Source organism: Streptomyces sp. URMC 124 (assembly GCF_051386455.1).
Taxonomy (GTDB): Bacteria; Actinomycetota; Actinomycetes; order Streptomycetales; family Streptomycetaceae; genus Streptomyces.
Genome location: NZ_JBPQTS010000461.1, coordinates 1 through 274, shown reverse-complemented (window position 1 = coordinate 274; position 274 = coordinate 1). Strand labels below are relative to the sequence as shown.

Annotated in this window: 1 protein-coding gene; it reads left to right on the top strand. The window is 51.1% G+C overall.

Going from position 1 to position 274, the window contains the following annotated elements:
* Positions 1–222 (top strand): hypothetical protein (locus tag ACSNOG_RS33340; protein WP_436756409.1); only part of this gene is annotated, 222 nt, incomplete at its 5' end.
* Positions 223–274: the final 52 nt, after the last annotated feature.

The window sequence follows — 274 nt, the reverse complement described above, 5'->3', positions numbered from 1 at the left end:
GTACAAGTTATTCCGAATGTTGATATGGAATCCGGTAAGAGGGATTTTCATGATATTGCTGGGACTGCTTCGCTTCCTGTGGAAGTTTCTGTTGTCGCTTCTGCGTCTGGTGCTGAAATGCCTGATGCCTTTTTGGCGGCTCTTGAAATGGATGCTGAAGCCGATCACATCCCGGCTCAAGCTGCCGGCTTGGTGCAAGCAGGCGGCGAACAAGGTCATTAAGGCGTGGAAACGCTGGTTCTAGGAGGTATGGTCATGGGGCGATATGCTGAAC